Origin of the sequence: Nonomuraea spiralis (assembly GCF_014648435.1) — a bacterium.
In the GTDB taxonomy this organism is placed as follows: Bacteria; Actinomycetota; Actinomycetes; order Streptosporangiales; family Streptosporangiaceae; genus Nonomuraea; species Nonomuraea spiralis.
The window spans coordinates 196,817-212,991 of the sequence record NZ_BMRC01000013.1; the positions used below are offsets into that span (position 1 = coordinate 196,817).

General features: G+C 73.4%; 19 protein-coding genes. 8 read left to right on the forward strand and 11 right to left on the reverse strand.

What is annotated here, in order from left to right:
- Positions 1–349, forward strand: a 349-nt coding sequence (locus IEZ27_RS30360) for a hypothetical protein (protein WP_189650378.1), incomplete at its 5' end; no start/stop codon positions are given.
- Between the two features lie 21 nt (positions 350–370).
- Here IEZ27_RS30360 and IEZ27_RS30365 read toward each other — a convergent pair.
- From IEZ27_RS30365 to IEZ27_RS55070, 7 genes are all read right to left on the reverse strand, one after another.
- Positions 371–904: a DUF2690 domain-containing protein gene (locus IEZ27_RS30365; RefSeq protein WP_189650379.1), complete on the reverse strand. Its 534-nt coding sequence runs from the start codon at positions 902–904 to the stop codon at positions 371–373.
- 98 nt (positions 905–1,002) lie between these two features.
- Positions 1,003–2,205, reverse strand: a complete 1,203-nt coding sequence (locus IEZ27_RS30370) for a sensor histidine kinase (RefSeq protein WP_189650380.1) — start codon at positions 2,203–2,205, stop codon at positions 1,003–1,005.
- Positions 2,202–2,891, reverse strand: coding sequence for a LuxR C-terminal-related transcriptional regulator (locus IEZ27_RS30375; protein ID WP_125638040.1), 690 nt, complete (start codon positions 2,889–2,891; stop codon positions 2,202–2,204). The genes IEZ27_RS30370 and IEZ27_RS30375 overlap by 4 nt, the downstream gene beginning before the upstream one ends.
- 71 nt (positions 2,892–2,962) lie before the next feature.
- Entirely contained in the window at positions 2,963–3,940 is a 978-nt protein-coding gene (pip, locus tag IEZ27_RS30380; protein ID WP_189650381.1) for a prolyl aminopeptidase, read from the reverse strand.
- 42 nt (positions 3,941–3,982) lie between these two features.
- A complete protein-coding gene (locus tag IEZ27_RS30385; protein ID WP_189650382.1) occupies positions 3,983–4,990 on the reverse strand; it encodes an FAD binding domain-containing protein in 1,008 nt (335 codons plus the stop codon).
- Positions 4,987–5,502, reverse strand: coding sequence for a (2Fe-2S)-binding protein (locus tag IEZ27_RS30390; protein ID WP_189650383.1), 516 nt, complete (start codon positions 5,500–5,502; stop codon positions 4,987–4,989). Before IEZ27_RS30390 ends, IEZ27_RS30385 begins: the two co-directional genes overlap by 4 nt.
- Before the next feature lie 163 nt (positions 5,503–5,665).
- Positions 5,666–5,851 (reverse strand): hypothetical protein, encoded by a 186-nt coding sequence (locus IEZ27_RS55070; RefSeq protein WP_268246096.1) that lies wholly within the window; start codon positions 5,849–5,851, stop codon positions 5,666–5,668.
- Between the two features lie 3 nt (positions 5,852–5,854).
- Here IEZ27_RS55070 and IEZ27_RS30395 point away from each other — a divergent pair, with 3 nt between their 5' ends.
- The 4 genes from IEZ27_RS30395 to atpB all read left to right on the forward strand — a co-directional run bounded on the left by IEZ27_RS30395 (position 5,855) and on the right by atpB (position 9,049).
- Positions 5,855–6,295, forward strand: a complete 441-nt coding sequence (locus IEZ27_RS30395) for a DUF4396 domain-containing protein (protein WP_229824498.1) — start codon at positions 5,855–5,857, stop codon at positions 6,293–6,295.
- Between the two features lie 193 nt (positions 6,296–6,488).
- On the forward strand, positions 6,489–7,643 hold the full coding sequence (locus IEZ27_RS30400) for a sensor histidine kinase (RefSeq protein WP_189650385.1): 1,155 nt from the start codon (positions 6,489–6,491) through the stop codon (positions 7,641–7,643).
- Positions 7,640–8,233 carry a response regulator transcription factor gene (locus IEZ27_RS30405; protein ID WP_189650386.1) on the forward strand — a complete coding sequence of 198 codons (594 nt, stop codon included), beginning with the start codon at positions 7,640–7,642 and terminating at the stop codon, positions 8,231–8,233. The genes IEZ27_RS30400 and IEZ27_RS30405 overlap by 4 nt, the downstream gene beginning before the upstream one ends.
- A gap of 39 nt (positions 8,234–8,272) precedes the next feature.
- Entirely contained in the window at positions 8,273–9,049 is a 777-nt protein-coding gene (gene atpB, locus IEZ27_RS30410) for a F0F1 ATP synthase subunit A (RefSeq protein ID WP_189650387.1), read from the forward strand.
- Positions 9,050–9,053: 4 nt separating this feature from the next.
- Here the strand turns inward: atpB and IEZ27_RS30415 are convergent, their stop codons facing one another.
- Positions 9,054–9,719, reverse strand: coding sequence for a diacylglycerol/lipid kinase family protein (locus IEZ27_RS30415; RefSeq protein ID WP_229824488.1), 666 nt, complete (start codon positions 9,717–9,719; stop codon positions 9,054–9,056).
- A gap of 145 nt (positions 9,720–9,864) precedes the next feature.
- Here IEZ27_RS30415 and IEZ27_RS30420 point away from each other — a divergent pair, with 145 nt between their 5' ends.
- Genes IEZ27_RS30420 through IEZ27_RS30430 form a run of 3 tightly spaced genes read left to right on the forward strand, consistent with a single transcriptional unit; the run spans position 9,865 to position 12,476 of the window.
- Positions 9,865–10,422 carry a hypothetical protein gene (locus IEZ27_RS30420; protein ID WP_189650388.1) on the forward strand — a complete coding sequence of 186 codons (558 nt, stop codon included), beginning with the start codon at positions 9,865–9,867 and terminating at the stop codon, positions 10,420–10,422.
- Positions 10,423–10,473: 51 nt separating this feature from the next.
- Positions 10,474–11,145: a response regulator transcription factor gene (locus IEZ27_RS30425; RefSeq protein ID WP_189650389.1), complete on the forward strand. Its 672-nt coding sequence runs from the start codon at positions 10,474–10,476 to the stop codon at positions 11,143–11,145.
- Positions 11,142–12,476, forward strand: coding sequence for a sensor histidine kinase (locus IEZ27_RS30430; RefSeq protein WP_189650390.1), 1,335 nt, complete (start codon positions 11,142–11,144; stop codon positions 12,474–12,476). The genes IEZ27_RS30425 and IEZ27_RS30430 overlap by 4 nt, the downstream gene beginning before the upstream one ends.
- A gap of 98 nt (positions 12,477–12,574) precedes the next feature.
- Here the strand turns inward: IEZ27_RS30430 and IEZ27_RS30435 are convergent, their stop codons facing one another.
- The 3 genes from IEZ27_RS30435 to IEZ27_RS30445 form a co-directional block, all read right to left on the reverse strand.
- A complete protein-coding gene (locus IEZ27_RS30435) occupies positions 12,575–13,549 on the reverse strand; it encodes a hypothetical protein (RefSeq protein ID WP_189650391.1) in 975 nt (324 codons plus the stop codon).
- A 92-nt stretch (positions 13,550–13,641) separates the two neighbouring features.
- Positions 13,642–14,754, reverse strand: coding sequence for a low temperature requirement protein A (locus tag IEZ27_RS30440; RefSeq protein ID WP_125638054.1), 1,113 nt, complete (start codon positions 14,752–14,754; stop codon positions 13,642–13,644).
- 35 nt (positions 14,755–14,789) lie between these two features.
- Positions 14,790–15,941, reverse strand: coding sequence for an IS701 family transposase (locus IEZ27_RS30445; RefSeq protein WP_189650392.1), 1,152 nt, complete (start codon positions 15,939–15,941; stop codon positions 14,790–14,792).
- Positions 15,942–16,175 lie beyond the last annotated feature (234 nt).

Genomic DNA, 16,175 nt, shown 5'->3' on the forward strand with positions numbered 1-16,175 from the left:
GACCCCCACCGAGACCGAGACTCCCGAGGAGACCCCCACCCGCAGGACGTCCACCGCGCTGCCGTGCGCGTCCTCGCGCTCGATCCTGCGGCAGGCCGCCGCGCTGAACGGCGGCAGCCTCCCGCAGGACGCCGTGGTCGCGCGCAAGCGGTGCGCCGGCTCCTGGGTCGCCGCCGAGCTCGCCTCCCCGAGCGTCGGCGGCATCGACCTGATCGCCCGGCGGAACGCGACGCGCTTCCTCGACGCCGAGATCGGCAGCAACTTCTGCTCCCAGCAGGACCGTCCCGCGCTGCTGGCGAGCGCCCCGGGCACGATCAAGTCCTTCCTGTGCCCCAACGGGTTCGGCTGACCCCCGGCCGCGCGGGCGAGCTCAGACGGCGCGCGTGCAGACGACGGCGGACGGGCCCCCGGTCCGGCGGCCCGGCGCCCGCTCGACGCACGCCCGGGCCGGCACGTCGGGCGCGTAGACCTGGTCGGAGTAGATGATCCCGGTGCCCTCGTCCCCGCCGGAGTACTGGGTGAGCCTCTTGTCCGCGCCGCTGCCGGCCCGGACGCCCTGCCTGCGTTCCACCCACACGTTGTAGGCCGAGCCCTGCCCCGCCTTGCTGAACCTGGCCCAGTTGACCTGGCAGGTCTGCCCGCGACCGGTCGCGCGGCCGGGGCCGTACCGCAGTTCGAGCCAGCCGTCGAAGGCCTGGATCCGGACGGGGACGTCCTCGTACGTGACGGTGTAGGAGCCGGCGGCGCAGCCGGTGAGCGCCGGGTCCTTGCCGTCGCAGGCCGTGCCGAAACAGCTCGGGGCCGCCTTGGCGTCCGGTGGTTCGGCGGCCGCGTTCGCCCCCGCGTACGGGAACAGGGCCAGAGCCACCACCGCCAGCACGGCCGCCGTCCGGTGCGATCGCATGACTGACACCTCCAGGGTGAGATCGGGTCGTCGGCACGATTGTGAACCCGGCGGCCCGGCCGGATCTGTCATGCGACCCGTGGTGCGTTGGAGGGACGTCATTCGCCGGACGGCAGCGGGATGCGCACCGACACCAGCGTCCCCTCGCCGGGGGCGGCCTCGACGTCGGCGCTGCCGCCCACCGCGCGGGCGCCGTCCCGGATGGAACGGGCGATGCCGAGCCCGGTCGTGGGCGCGTCCGGGTCGAAGCCGCTGCCGTGGTCGAGCACGCTCAGCGCCAGCGTGCCCGACCGGCACTCGGCCCGGACCACGGCGTGCCCCACGCCCGCGTGCTTGCGCACGTTCGTCAGCGCCTCGCGCAGGATGCCGCTCAGCGCCTCGACGACCTCGGCGGGCATGCCCTCGCGTTCCGGCGCCGAACGCAGCCGGCCCGCGTTGAACTCCACCCGCAGCCCGCTGCCGACGGCCTGCCGGACCACCTCCTCCAGGGCGGCGACGACGTCCTCGGCCGGGTCGCCGTCGTCGCCGCGCAGGAAGGCGCGCAGCCACTGCGACTCCTCCGCCACCCGCGCCCGTACCGAGGGGTCGGCGATCCAGCCGTCGCGGGTCAGCGCCTCCATGGTCTGCAGGATCCGGTCGTGCAGCACGCGGGCCGTCCTGCCGCGCTCGCGCTCCTGCGACAACTGCGCCGAGCGGCGCAGCTCCCCGGCCCTGGCCTGGTCCAGGTCACGGGCGGTCCTGAACAGGACACGCATGACGTACGCGGCCATCGTGGCGTTCGTCGTCAGCCCGGCGACGTGCGGCAGGGCGGCCCACCAGACCAGGTCCGACTGGACGTAGCCGAGGAGCAGCGCGCCGCCCAGCGCCGCCGTCCAGGCCAGCACGGCGGGGAAGGTGCGGAAGGAGATCCCGACCATGATGCCGACGAGCAGCACGTACGGCAGGATCGTGCCCGGCCAGCCGTCGGTGACGCGCGGGCCCGCGTACCGGCCGGCGGCGAGCACCACCACGACCACCAGGGCCAGGTCCGCCCAGAGCAGCGGGCGCGGCGGGAGCGCGGCGCGGGCGGCCGTGACCGCGCACACCAGCAGGCTCGCGCCGGCCATCGCCCCCAGCAGGTACGGCAGCGGCCCCAGCGCCAGCCACCGCCCGTCGCCCAGGACCTCCAGCGACCCGCACAACACCATCGCGCCGACCCGGACGACCACCATCGTGACGGCCCGGCTGCGCTCGATCCCGGCGACAGCCGTCCCAGCCGACGCCTGCGTCCCCGGTGGGCGCGGCGGGCGCTGGGGGCTCACGGGCGGTCGCGGCGTTCGAGCCGGTTGAGCGCCGCGCGCGTGAGCTCGGCCTTGTTGCCGACCTGGAGCTTGGCCCTGATCCGCTCGACGTAGGTGTCGACCGTGGCCTTGCTGACGCCCATCCGGCGGCCCACCTGGGCGTGGGTGAAGCCCTGGGCGATGTAGGAGAGGGTCTCCTCCTCCCGGGCCGACAGCTTGGGACGGACCTCGTCGTCGTCGTTCTCGCCGGCGGGCGGGCGGACGGTCTCGTCCAGTTCGCTCTGCAGGATGTCGGCCAGGCCCGCCGACAGGTAGAAGCCGCCCGAGGCCACCGTGCGCACGGCGGCGACGATGAGCTCGGACGGCGCGTCCTTGGTGACGTACCCGTTGGCGCCGCAGCGGATCGCCGCCAGCACGTCGGCGGGCCGTCCCGAGGCCGACACGATCAGGACCCGGGTGACGGCCGACAGCTCCTTGACCGCGGCCACGCACGGCCGGTCGTCGGCCAGGTAGAGGTCGAGGATGAGCACGTCGTACCCGGCGTCGAAGCCGCGCAGGTCCCCGACGGACGAGCCACGCAGCACCACCTTCAGGTCCTCGTGCCGATGAAGGAGGTACTCCAGCCCATGGCGGATCAGCTCGTGGTCGTCGATCACGGCGATCCGGATCACGTCGTGCTCCGCGGCAGGCTGCGAACGTGGTGACATGTCAACAACGGTGAGCAGAAGTGCACGAGACCATCAAGTCCCGAAAAAGCACTACAAGGCCGTATTGTAGATCATGAATCGTGTGGTGCACCGGCCTCCCGGCGGTACGCGTCCGTGGCCGTGACGAGCGCGTGCAGCGTGCCGGGCTCGGCGCCCCCGTGTCCGGCGTCCTCGACGATCCGCAGCTCGGCCTCCGGCCAGGCGCGGTGCAGCTCCCAGGCGGCGTCGGGCGGGGTCTTCATGTCGTAGCGGCCGTTCACGATGACGCAGGGGATGTGCCGGATCGCCGACACGTCGAGCAGCTCGCCCTCCTCCAGGAAGCAGCCCTGGGTGAAGTAGTGGGCCTCGATCCGGGCGAATCCCACCAGCTCCCGGTCCTCCAGGGACGGCGGATCGACGGGGAGCAGCGTGTTGGCCGACAACTCCCACGCCGCCCACGCCCGCGCCGCCGGCACGTGCACCGCCGGGTCCGGGTCGAACAGCCGGCGGTGGTAGGCGGCGAGCAGGTCGTCCCGTTCGGCCTCCGGGATCGCGTCGCGGAAGGCCGCCCACTCCGCCGGGAACAGCCGGGCCGCGCCGGACCCGGTAAACGCCCACGCCTCGTCGGCCGCGCTCGCCAGGTAGACGCCGCGCAGCACCAGCTCGGTCACCCGTCCGGGGTGCCGGCGCGCGTACGCCAGCGCCAGCGTCGTACCCCACGAGCCGCCGAACACCTGCCAGCGGTCGATCCCGAGCCGCCGCCTGAGCAGCTCCATGTCCTCGACCAGGTGCCAGGTCGTGTTGGCGGCCAGCGACACGCCGGGGTCGCCCGCGTGCGGGCGGCTGCGCCCGCAGTTGCGCTGGTCGAACAGGACGATCCGGTAGGCGTCGGGGTCGAAGAAGCGCCGTTGCACGGGCAGCAGGCCGCCGCCGGGACCGCCGTGCAGGAAGACGACCGGCTTCCCCTGAGGGTTGCCGCAGGTCTCCCAGTAGATCTCGGCGCCGTCGCCGACGTCGAGCAGGCCGCTCTCGTAGGGCTCGACGGGCGGGTAGAACGTCATCTGCGTCATGGCTACCAGACCTACTCGCCGGAGGCCGCGAGCGCGCACGATCTACGACGTCAAGGCGTCGGTGACGAGGCCGGTGAGTGTGCGGCGGATCAGGCGTCTGGCCAGCTCCGGTTTGAAGCCGTTGTCCCGCAGCGGGCGGGCCTGCGCGAGCGCCGCCCGCGCGGCCGACTCGAAGGCCGTCGCGCCGGGGGTCGCGCCCGTCAGCACGTCCTCCGCCTCGCGGGCGCGCCACGGCTTGTGCGCCACCCCGCCGAGCGCGAGGCGCGCGAGCACGATCCGCCCGTCCTCGACGTGCACCAGTACGGCCACGCTCACCAGCGCGAACGCGAACCCCGCCCGGTCCCGCATCTTGGCGTACGCCCCGCGGCCGGGCGGCGCGGGCGGCAGGTCCACGCTCGTGACCAGTTCCCCGTCCCGCAACACGGTCTCCACCTGCGGCGTGCGCCTGGGAAGCAGGTGGAAGCCGGTGAACGGCACGCTCCGCCCGCCCTCGGGACCGGTCACGTTGACGGTGGCGTCCAGGGCGGCCAGGGCCACGCACATGTCCGAGGGGTGGACGGCGACGCAGCTCGGGCTCGCGCCGAGGACGGCGTGCCCGCGGTTGACGCCCTCCAGCGCGTCGCATCCGGCGCCGGGCGTGCGCTTGTTGCAGGCGGCGGCGGTGTCGTAGAAGTAGTGGCAGCGCGTACGCTGCAGCAGGTTGCCGCCCACAGTCGCGCGGTTGCGCAACTGCGGCGAGGCCCCGGACAGGACGGCGCGGGCCAGCACCGGGTAACGCAGCCGCACCCGCGGGTCGGCCGCGACCTGCGTGTTCCCGGCCAGCGCGCCGAGCCGCAGCCCGCCGCCGGGCAGGTCCTCGACGGCCGACAGCGGCAGGCGCGAGATGTCCACGACCCGCTCGGGGCGTTCGACCTCCTCCCGCATGAGGTCGACGAGGTTCGTCCCGCCGGCGAGGTAGCGTGCCGGGGCGCCGCCGTCCGACGCCGTCGTGGAGGCCAGCGCGACGGCCTCCGCCACGGTCGCCGCCCGCAGGTAGACGAACTCCCTCACGTCCCGGCGACCTCCCTGATCGCGGCGGCGATGTGGTGGTACGCCCCGCACCTGCACAGATTGCCCGCCATGCGCTCGCCGAGCTCGGCGTCGGTGAGCCGGTCCAGGGGCGCGGTCAGGTCCGGCGTCGCGGCGCTCGGGACGCCGTCGCGCCACTCGGCCAGCAGGCCCACGACCGAGCAGATCTGTCCGGGCGTGCAGTATCCGCACTGCATGGCGTCGTACCGGACGAACGCATCCTGCACCCGCGCGCCCAGCTCGTCCTCGGCCAGGCCCTCGACGGTGACGATGTCCATCCCCTCGCACTGGACGGCGAGCAGAAGGCAGGCGTAGACCCGCTGCCCGTCGGCCAGGACCGTGCAGGTGCCGCAGGCGCCCTGGTCACAGGCGTTCTTGGTGCCGGTCAGGCGGAGATGGTCGCGCAGGAAGTCGAGCAGGGACACGCGGGGGTCGGCCGGCGGCTCGTACGCCCGGCCGTTGACGCGCAGCTGGCGGAGGACAGGGCCGTCCATGGCGATCACCGTAGCCCGCGCCCGGGCCGGAGGGCCGGGGGGACACGGTACGTGACCTCGCATTGGGACAAACGGTACCGAACATTGCCAGGATACAGATGGGGGGTATAGGTTGCGCGGGTTGAGATGTGCCTGATCGACCCAGAAGGTAGCAATGTCGGAATCAAGAAGCCACGGCCAGCACGACTCCGGTCACGATGACCACGCCGCCCACCCCGACCACCACGCCCACGGCGATCACGCACACCACCAGACCCCGGCCCACACCGGCCACGAGCACGCCGACCACGGTGAGCACGCCGCTCATGGCGAGCACGCCGGCCATCAGGACGGCGCCCACCACGGTCACGCGATGCAGGCGACCTGGAAGGTGGCCGCCTCGGCGACGCTGCACTGCCTGACCGGCTGCGCCATCGGCGAGGTGCTCGGCATGGTGATCGCCACCGCCCTGGGCTGGCACAACCTGCCCAGCGTGGTCCTGGCGATCGTCCTGGCGTTCTTCTTCGGATACGCGCTCACCCTGCGCGGACTGTTCAAGGCGGGGGTCGACTGGCGCAGCGCGCTGCGTCTCGCCCTGGCCGCCGACACGCTGTCCATCCTCGTCATGGAGATCGTCGACAACGGCGTCATGCTGATCATCCCGGGCGCGATGGACGCCGGCCTCGCCTCGATCCTGTTCTGGAGCGCGCTGGCGATCTCACTGGTGGTGGCGTTCCTCGTCACGACCCCGATCAACAAGTGGATCATCGGCCGCGGCAAGGGCCACGCCGTGGTCCACGCCTACCACCACTGACCGTACGCACGGCGCCGGGAAGCCGGAGCGCGACTCGGCGTCGCCGTCCATGACGTATGTCATGTCGTGGTCTCTGACGCCTGGCACTACTCCCGGCGCCACCCCTCCCAGCAGGCTGTTCCCATGATGAAAGTCGAGGACGGCAACTCCGCCCGGTCGCCGCGGCGGCCCCCGGGCGTTACCGTCGGGCCCTGTGACGGGTGAGGCGGCGGTGCGGGAGCTGGAGTTCGGCCGGGGCCGGGCGGCGGCGCGGGCCGGGGCGTGCGCCTGGCTTGTGCTGTCGGTGTGGCCGCTGTTGGCGTTCTTCTCCTCCCGGCCCGGCGCGCTCGCGGTGGTGTGGGTGGTCGCGGCGCTGGCGGTGTTCGCGGCGTGCTGGCTGCGGATCATGTGGCGGATGCTCGGCGCCCGGGGCGCGGCGGGGCTGAGGTGGCCGCTCGTGGGGCTGGTGGCCGCGGGGCTCGCGCTGCTGCCCGTGCTGCGGGACCCGTGGGCGTACGTCGGGTTCGTGTTCGTGGTCAGCGCCCTGACGGCCTGCCTCGGGCGCGTCGTGTACACAGCGGCGGGGGTAGCGGGGACGATCGTCGTGGTGGTGGCCGCGCTGACGGCGTACGGGCGGCCGTTCGAGCAGGTCTGGTGGGTGCCGCTGGTGATCGTGGTCGAGGCGGTGACGGTGGGGAGCATCAAGCACCTGGGCGAGCTGGTCGCCCGGCTCGACGCGGCCCGCGCCCACGTGGCCCGGCTCGCCGTGGACAACGAACGCCTGCGCTTCGCCCGCGACCTGCACGACACCCTCGGACACACGCTCACCTCGATCACCATCAGGAGCCAGCTGGCCGCCCGGCTGGCCCGTACCGACCCGGAACGGGCCGCCCGCGAGATGGCCGACGTCGAACGCGCCGCCCGCCAGGCGCTCGACGAGGTGCGCCACGCCGTCTCCGGTTACCGCGCGCCCTCCCTGTCGGGCGAGTTGCGCACGGCGGCCCACAGCCTCGGGCTGGCCGGGATCGGCCTGGAGGTCTCGCCCGCCGCCGGGCCCGTCCCGGCCGCCGCGGAGACGCTGCTGGCCTGGACCGTACGGGAGGCCGCCACGAACGTCGTGCGCCACAGCCGCGCCCGCCGCTGCCGCATCGACCTCGGCGTCGACGACACCGCCGCCACGGTCGAGATCCGCGACGACGGCCAGGGCCCCGGCACCCCCAGCGGCACCCCCACTGGCGGCCCCACCGGCGGTAACGGTCTGACCGGGCTGGCCGAGCGGATCGCCGCCGCCGGCGGCCGTCTGGAGGCGGGCCCGCTGCCCGGCGGCGGCTACCGGCTGCACGCCCGAGTGCCCTTGGAGAGCCCGTGATCCGCGTCCTCATCGCCGACGACCAGGACCTCGTACGCGGCGGACTGGCCGCGCTGCTCTCCCTGGAGGACGGCATCGAGGTGGTGGCCGAGGTCGGCCGGGGCGACCTGGTCGAGTCCGCCGTGGCCGAGCACCGCCCCGACGTGGTCCTGCTCGACATCGAGATGCCCGGCATGTCCGGCCTGGAGGTCGCCGAACGCCTGCGCGGCCACCGCGTGGTGATCGTCACCACGTTCGGCAGGCCCGGCTATCTCAGCCGCGCCCTCGACGCGGGCGTGTCCGGGTTCGTGGTCAAGGACGCGCCGGTGGCCGAGCTGACCGCGGCGGTACGCCGGGTGATGGCCGGTGAGACCGTGATCGATCCCAAGCTGGCGGTGTCCGCCCTGACCGTCGGGCCGAGCCCGCTCACCCAGCGCGAGGCCGAGGTGCTGCGGACCGCCGCCGGCGGCGTCACCGTGGCCGACATCGCCAGGACCCTGTTCCTGACCGAGGGTACGGTACGCAACTACCTGTCCTCCGCCATCGGCAAGACCGGCGCCCGCAACCGCGCCGAGGCCGTCCGCGTGGCCGAGTCGCTCGGCTGGCTCTGACCCTTTTCCTCCCCTCTCACCCCTCCGAGGAGCTTTGCCATGCCCTCTGATGATTTCCGCCCGCCCGGACCGGAGTTGTTCGACTACCCGCCGCTGTGGGACGGCGCGCCCTTCTGGCTCACCAAGCCGGTGTTGCTGGCCGTCGTCGGCGTGCTCGTCGTGTGCGCGCTGGCCTGGGGCGCCTTCTCCCGCCCCAAGCTGGTGCCGCGCGGCCTGCAGAACGCCGGGGAGTACGCCTACGTGTTCGTCCGCGACCAGATCGCCCGCCCCTGGCTGGGCAAGGACGCCGACCGCTGGATGCCGCTGCTGCTCACGTTCTTCCTGCTGATCCTGCTCTGGAACGTGATGGGGGTGATCCCGCTGCTCCAGTTCCCGGTCACCGCCCACGTCGCCTTCCCGTGGGTGCTGGCCGGCGTCGTCTACGTGCTCAAGCTCTACCTGGGCTTCCGGCACCAGGGCCTGGCCGGTTACCTCAGGAACGCGATGTTCCCCGAAGGCCTGCCCAAGGCCCTGGCGCTCACCGTGTACGCGCCGCTCGAACTGCTCTACATCTTCGTCACCGCGCCGTTCACCCATGCCGTGCGGCTGTTCGCGAACATGTTCGCCGGGCACACGCTGCTGGCCTTCTTCAGCGCCGTCGGCTACTGGTTCCTGGTGGAGCGGCCGACCGTGGGCGGGGTGGCGGTGGGCGTGCTGGGCGTGTTCATGACGTGCCTGCTGACCGCGTTCGAGATCTTCGTCATGTTCCTCCAGGCGTACCTGTTCACCATGCTCACCGCCATGTACCTCGGCCAGTCCCTGCACCCCGAGCACTGACCGGTCAGGACACCGCCGGGGCCAGGACGCGCCAGGCCGCCGGCCGCACGATCCAGGTACGGCCCTGCGCCACCTGCTCCAGCGTGCCGTCCACACTGGCCGGGACGGGACCGCCCGCGATCGTGATCCGCCTGCCTCTGAAGGTCCGTACGTCGGGGCGGGCGGGGTGCCGGCCGCGGCGCAACCCGGCGGCGTAGGCCAGCCGGGCCAGCGGGCCCGTGGCGTAGGACACGACCACCTCGGCGAGGCCGTCGTCGGGCCGGGCCGCCGGGGTCAGGGGCGTGCCGCCGCCGATCGTGGCGCCGTTCCCGACGCCGGCCATGAGCACGCGGCGGCCGGTGCACACCTGGGCGCCGACGCCGAGATGCACGGCGTTGACCACGACGCCGCCGTCGTCGTCGATCAGCAGGTCCATGGCCCGCTCGTGCCCCGCCAGCACGACACGGGCCGCCTCGGCCGGGTCGAGCGGGAGGCCCAGCGTACGGGCCAGGTCGTTGCCGGTGCCCATGGGGATCAGCCCGATCGGGGCGGCGTTCAGCCGTCCGCGTTCCAGCAGCGCGGCGACCAGCGCGTGCACGCTCCCGTCGCCGCCCAGCACGACCGGGACCCGGTCGTCGCCGGAGGTGCGCGCGGCCTCCGTACCGGTGTGGCAGACCCGGCGGATGGCCACTCTTCCCCGTGCGCCCGCGACAATGCCGCGCCGGCGCTTCTATGGCGTTTCTAAGGTTCCCCGACGGTGGGGTGAAGGTGGCCGCGGTTGAGTTGCCCGCAGCGCGCCGGGCCACTGGGGACCGGCCGTCAGAAAGGTGACCGACATGAACGCACGAAGGACGGCGCTGGTCGTCGGGACGGCGGTGGCGCTGACGCTGACCGGGTCCGGCGCGGTGTCGGCCGCGGCGCTGCGCGGCGCGGCGGCCGACCCCTGCGCCGACGTCCCGGCGACCTGCTCGCCCGCCGACGTCGCCAAGGCCCCGGCCCCCAAGGATCCCAAGGACCCCACCGGTAGGGACTACGGAGGCAAGGGCTTCGACGGCAAGAAGCCCGGCGACGGCAAGCCCGGCTGCGGTCCGGGTAAACCCGGCCCGGGCACACCGGGCCCGGACGACCCCGGAAAGCCCGGCAAGCACGACAAGAAGGACCACGGCATCTCGCAGGAGGCGTTCGCCAAGGCGCTGGCGGCCGAGCTGGGCGTCGGCTACGACCGCGCGCTCCGTGCCGCCAAGGCGCTGGACGCCCTCGCCCGGGACGGCCGCCTGGACCCGGACTCGGCCGGTTTCCGCGCCGTGGCCAGGCAACTCGGCGTGACACCCGAGCGGCTGCTCCAGGCGTTGCGCAACGTCAAGCGCGCCCTGTCGGAATCCGAGCCCGCTTAGACCCCGGGACCGATCTTCCTCACCCGGGGGTGCGGAGGGGAGAGTGGCACCATGCACGTCCTTGTTGCCGACGACGACGAGGCGGTCCGCCGCTCGCTGACCCACGCGCTCACCCGCGAGGGCTACGACGTCAGCGTCGCCGCCGACGGCCTGCGCGCGCTGGAGGCGGCGAGCGGCGGCCGTCAGGACGCGGTGGTGCTGGACATCATGATGCCCGGCCTGGACGGCCTGGAGGTGTGCCGCCGCCTGCGGGCCGGGGGCGACCGCACCCCGATCCTGATGCTCACCGCCCGCGACCTGGTCGGCGACCGGGTCGCGGGGCTGGACGCGGGCGCCGACGACTACCTGGTCAAGCCGTTCGCGCTGGAGGAGCTGCGGGCCAGGCTGCGCGCGCTGCTGCGCCGCAGCGCGCCCGCGCAGGGCCTGCTCCGCTACGCCGACCTGGAGCTCGACCCGGCCGCCTGCCGGGCCGCGCGCGGCGGCCGGTCGCTCGACCTGACCAGGACCGAGTACACGCTGCTGAAGGTGTTCCTGCGCAACCCGGGCCGGGTGCTCAGCCGCGAGGTGATCTTCAACTCGGTCTGGGGCTACGACTTCGGCCCCTCCTCGAACGCGCTGTGGGTCTACGTCAGCTACCTGCGCGCCAAGCTGGAGGCCGGGGGAGAGCCGCGGCTGATCCAGACCGTGCGCGGCCTGGGGTACGTGTTGCGGGAGGAGCCGTGAGGCTGCGCAGCAGGGTCGCGCTGACGGTCGCCGCCGTGGTCGCCGCCGCGCTGCTCACGGTCTCGCTGGTGGTCTACCCGGCGATCGCGGCGGGGCTGGCCGGGCAGCACGACGGCGAGCTGGTGCTGGCCGCCGGGCAGGCGCCGCGGCTGCTGGAGTCGCTCAAGGGCGCCGACTCGCCGCTGCCGACCACGCCGATCCCGGTGGGCAACACGGTGTTGCAGTTCTGCCCCGGCCCGTTCCGCGCGGGCCCGACCGACGGGTTCGTGCCGCTGGCCGAGCAGGACGAGGCGGTCGCGTTCGGCAAGCTGCCCCCCTACTACCGGGACGTGACGTACGGCGGCGTGCGCTACCGGCTCTACACCGCCCCGCTGAACCTGGGCAGGGGCACCCTGGTGCGCACGGCGTTCCCGCTGGACCGCGACGAGCAGACCCTGAACACGCTGAAACTGCTGCTGGCCGCGCTGACCGTGGGCGGCGCGCTGGTGGCCGCGGCGGGCGCGCGCTTCCTCGCCGGACGGGCACTGCGGCCCATCGCCCGCCTGACGGCGGTGGTCGAACGGATCACCGCCACCGGCACCCTGACCGCCGACGGCCTTGAGGGCATGGGCGCCGGACGGGACGAGGTGGCCCGCCTGGCGGGCTCGTTCACCGCGATGACGCGGGCGCTGCGCGAGTCGGTGCTGGCCCAGCGGCGCCTGGTCGCCGACGCCTCCCATGAGCTGCGTACGCCGCTGACCAGCCTCACCACGAACCTGGAGCTGCTGGAGGAGGGACGCGGCACGGCCGACCCGCAGGCCCCGGCCCTGGTGCACGAGGCCCGCGTGCAGGCCGGGGAGCTGCGGGTGCTGGTCAACGACCTGGTCGAGCTGGCCAGGCACGGCGACGTCCAGTTGCACCTGGAGGACGTGCGGCTCGACCTGGTGGCCGGTCGCGTGCTGGCCAGGGCGCAGGCCCGCGCCCCGCACGTACGGCTGCGCGGCGAGCTGGCCGAGTGTCTGGTGTGGGCCGACGCCGACGCGGTCGAGCGCGCGGTCTCCAACCTCGTGGACAACGCGATCAAGTGGAGCCCGCCCGGGGGCGAGGTGCTCGTACGGGTGGACGCGGCGGGCGCGCTGTCGGTCAGCGACCAGGGGCCGGGCATCGCGCCGCAGGACCTGCCGTTCGTGTTCGACCGCTTCTACCGCGCCGAGTCGGCCCGTTCGCTGCCGGGCTCCGGTCTCGGCCTGGCCATCGTGCGCCAGATCGCCGAGGCGCACGCCGGGTCGGTCCGGGCCGAGCCGCTGCGGCCCGGCGTACGGCTGGTGCTCGCGCTCACCCCGTCCGCCTGACCCGCAGGGCCACGCGGACGGTCCGGTGAGGGCGCGACCACGGAAGCGGACCCCCGCATCCGAGGCCGCGCCGGTCAGGGGGCCGGTCAGGGAGCCGGTCAGTGGGCGCCCGGTGCGGCCCCGGCGACGGGCACCGCAGCGGGGGCGGGCGCGGCGGGCCGGGGCATCGCCCGCGGCGGCAGCGCCATCAGCACCAGGCCGAGCGCCGCCCACAGGCCGAGCACCGTCAGCGGCGTGGCCAGGGCGGCGCCGTCGAAGTAGACCACGCTGCGCACCAGTTCGAGCGCCGACCGGGTGGGCAGCACGTAGCCGAGTGCCGCGTACCACGGCTCGATGAACGCCGCGCCGAACGGGCCGCCGCTGGCGGGCAGGCCGATGGGGATGAACAACACCGCCGCCGCGATCACGCCGCGCGGCCCGAAGCGGCGCATCAGCCCGTTCACCGCCACCGAGACCAGGAAGATCACCCCGCAGGAGACGCCCAGGAGCGCGAACGGGGCGCCGGTGAGCGCGCCGAGCAGGCCATCGACAACCCAGGTGAGCGCCAGGCCGCCGGTCACCGCGCCGAGCGCGAGCACGGCCAGCCGCAGCGCCCGGTTCATCATGGGCGCCATCCGCATGGTCAGCACGGTCGTCGCCAGCGCGGCCAGCAGCAGGCCCAGCACGTAGAACATGCCGGACACGCCGGAGGAGTCGCCCTCGGCCAGCGGCCGGACGTCCTCGACGGCGAGGTCGCGCCCGGTGGCGCGCCGCATCGTCGCGGCGAAGTGCGGGGCGGCCGTGTCGCCGCCGGCGCCGGCGACCAGCAGGCGGCCCTCGCCCGCCAGGTAGGCGGCCTCGACCTCGCGTCTGAGCACCGCCGTCCGCGCGCTCGCCGCGTCGCCGTACGGGCGCGCCTCCACGGCCCCGGCCGCGGCCCGCTCCAGCTCGCCGGCACCCTGGCCCACGACGGCGAGCGGCACCGCGTGCGGGACCGGGTGGTGCAGCGCGCCGACGAACGAACCGATGATCACAGCGCCGACGACCGCGGACACCAGATAGGCGACCGCGACTCGAACAGCGGGACTCTTCATGACGCTCCTCAGCTCTCCAGCCGGCTCATGTCCTGGCGCGGACGCCCTTCACGACGACGCCGCCGCCCATACCCTGCCTGTTAGAGCGCGCGCTAAGTCAAGGCGTCGCTCTCGGATCTGGCCCGCGAATGTTCCAGGAAGTTGAACGTCGTCACCACGAGCACCAGCGCGGCCACGGACAGCAGCGCCGGGGCCTGCAGCGAGATCGGGATGATCGCCAGGATGGCCACGGGCATCGCGAGCTGCGGCCCCGACCACCTGCCGAAGATGTGCCAGCGGGCGTAGCAGAACGTCGCGAAGTACAGGGCGCAGCCGCCGAACAGCAGCGCGGTCACGGGGGCGGAGAAGGTCTGACCCGGGTGCGAGACGACCTCGGCCATGCCGACCGCCATCGCCATGATCGAGCCGATGAAGGCCAGGTGGCCGTAGGAGAAGACCCGCCGGATCAGGTCGGTGCGGATCACGGCCTCGTCCAGGGCCTTGGGCAGCGACTCGGCGGCGAAGATGAAGTACACCCACCACAGCGCGCAGGCCAGCACGAACGTCGCGGCGACCGCGGTGATCGAGCCCACGGCCAGCGGGCGGGCCGCCGACGCCTGGGCGCCGATGGCCAGGATCGGCTCGCCCATCGCGATGATCAGCAGCAGGCCGAAGCGCTCGGGTAAGTGATGGGGGTGGAAGTTGACCCGTACGAGGTGGCTGCGGGTGAGCACCGGCGCGGCCAGGTCGATGGCGGCGGCCGCGGCCCACACCCACACCCGCGTGCCGCTGTCGAGCAGGCCCCCGGCCAGCAGCAGCGGCCCGGTCACGCACACCGACAGCGTGAAGGGGTTGACCAGCTCGAACGGCCTCCCGCGGAAGTACAGGGCGGCCAGCAGCGTGCGCTGGGCGAAGTACGCGGCGCCGAACATCAGCCCGCGCTCCTCGTAGGCCAGGGGGGTGGCCAGCGCCATGAACAGGCCGCACAGGCTGAGCGCCAGGATGCCCAGCCGGTCGGGGGTGTTGTTGACGTCGCGGGTGTTGGCGTGCACCGCCATGCCCACCCAGGCCCAGTACGTCGGCACCAGCACGACGACGGCCTGCCCCACGCTGCCCCATCCGTGGCCCCGGTGCAGCAGGTCGGACAGCTGGGTGACGGCGAACACGAAGACCAGGTCGAAGAAGAGCTCGACCCAGGTGACTTGCTTGTCTGCTTTCGGCTTCATCGAGCGGTGTGACTCCTCGTGCGTCGTACGGTTGCTCAGGCCGGCAGCAGCGCGGCCTCGTCGCCGGCGGCCAGCCGCCAGCGCACGTCGAAGGCGTAGGCGGCCGAGGCCAGGGTGACGTGGTGGTGCCAGCCGTGGAAGGAACGGCCCTCGTAGTCGAACAGCCCGAAGCCCCCGGCCAGCTCGCCGATGGCGTGGGCCGCCCGCCACCGCGTCTTGGCCAGCGCGACCAGCTCCTGCGCCGGCACGGACATGTTCGTCAGCCAGAACGCCCGCGGGCGGGGCCGGCCGAGTGGCCACTCCACGAGCAGGCGGCGCGAGCGCGCCTGCTCGTCGGCGACCGGCAGGGTGACGAACTGGGAGCGCAGCGACCGCCCCCGCGGCCCCTCCCACCAGGCCACCGTGCGCCGCTCCAGCCCGGCCGCGGCCTGCGCCGCCTCGGCCAGGGGCACCCGGCCCCGCGGCCCGCCGCCGCGCACCACGCTCATCGAGGCCCTGACCCGGTGGCGGGGGTCCACCTCGACCACGTAGTCGAGGCCGCGGTCCTCCAGGCCGCGCAGCAGGTCGGCGACACCCCGGACGTGGGTGAGGTCGGCCACCAGCGGCGCGACGGGGGTGCCCCAGTCGAGCGTCAGGTCGTCCACCAGGTCGATCACGTGCTCGCCGAAGGACCGGTGGCGCTCCTGGTCGGGCACGTGCGCCTTGGTGCGCCGGTCGTGGTCGGCCTCCCACGACTTCGGCAGGCACAGCCGCCAGTTGACCGGCACGGCCGCCTCGCCGGTCGTCATCAGCACCGCCGCCCCCATCTGGCAGTTCACCGTACGGCCGAGCCCGCGTACGTACTGCCGCTCGACGCCCGCCGACCAGCGGCCGTGCTTGGCGAAGGCCACTTCCTCCACCAGCCACGCGGCCGGCGGCGCGCAGGCCGACAACACGTCGGCGACGGTACGGCGGACCGGCCGCGGGTCCCAGCGGCTCTGGTTGACGAACTGCTGCAGCGACTGGCCGTTGTGCGGTCCGCCCACCTCGTCGGCGATACGCTGGATGGACTTGCGGCCGCCCGCGTGCAGCAGCCCGAGGACGTATGATTCAGCCGCGCTACGTTGGTCGGAGCGCGGCAGCGAGCCGAATATTGTTCCGAAGAATTCCGCGAACTCTTCGCGTTCGTTCACCGCGAGTTCTCTCATGACCGCCCCTCACCTGCATTAGAGAAGATCCGTAATGGCGAACGCGGTCAGGATCGCAGTTAAGTTTTGGTTCGCACAAGAGAGTAACACCAAGGTGGTAGCGGAGCTGCCCGGGAGTATTAAAGGGGAGTACTCCGGGAGGCATCCTCGGCGTACTCATCGATATCCCGGTATTGCATCACACCGGGCGCGAGTCAGGTGTGCGGTTAATGGCTCGAGGCCATGCCGGTCCTC